Origin of the sequence: Paracoccus binzhouensis (genome assembly GCF_016446475.1) — a bacterium.
Classification (GTDB): Bacteria; Pseudomonadota; Alphaproteobacteria; order Rhodobacterales; family Rhodobacteraceae; genus Paracoccus; species Paracoccus binzhouensis.
The window spans coordinates 1-554 of sequence record NZ_JAEHFP010000269.1 but is presented as its reverse complement, the minus strand read 5'-3'; the positions used below and the strand labels follow the sequence as shown (position 1 = coordinate 554).

The 554-nt window shown below is 78.5% G+C and carries 1 protein-coding gene and 1 pseudogene; both read left to right on the top strand.

Annotated elements, in window-relative coordinates; translation table 11 throughout:
• Nucleotides 1-228: ATP-binding cassette domain-containing protein (locus I9P22_RS24400; protein WP_199262814.1), on the top strand; the 228-nt coding region annotated here is incomplete at its 5' end.
• Nucleotides 228-554: pseudogene (locus I9P22_RS24395) on the top strand (amino acid ABC transporter ATP-binding/permease protein); the annotation flags it as partial. The gene I9P22_RS24400 and the pseudogene I9P22_RS24395, both read left to right, overlap by 1 nt.

Below are 554 nucleotides of genomic sequence, written 5' to 3'. Positions count from 1 at the left end.
CTGTCGGGCGGCGAGGCGCGGCGGCTGACCCTGGCGCGGGCGCTGCATGGTGGCCCGGCGCTGATCCTGGCCGACGAGCCGACGGCCGACCTGGATGCGGCGACGGCGGCGCAGGTCACGCGCGGCTTACTGGCCGCGCATCGCGCCGGGGCCGGGCTGATCGTGGCGACGCATGACCCGGCGCTGGTCGCCGCCCTCGGCCGCGAATACCGGATCGGGGGCCGGTGATGCGGCGGGTCTGGCGCGTCATGGCGGCGGAAGGCGGCATCGGCCGGGCGCTGGCGCTGGCGGTGCTCGTGCTGTTGGCGGGCTGGGGCCTGCTGGCCCTGTCGGGCTGGTTCATTGCCGCCGCGGCCCTTGCCGGGCTGGCCGGGGCCGGGGCGGTCTTCGACGTGTTCCGCCCGGCGGCCTCGGTCCGCGGACTGGCGCTGCTGCGCACCGTCGCCCGCTATGGCGAGCGGATGCTGGGCCATGACGCCACGCTGCGCGCCGTGGCCGGGCTGCGCGGCGCCGTGCTGGCGGGGCTGGCCGCCGAGCCCTGGAGCCGGCTGCAG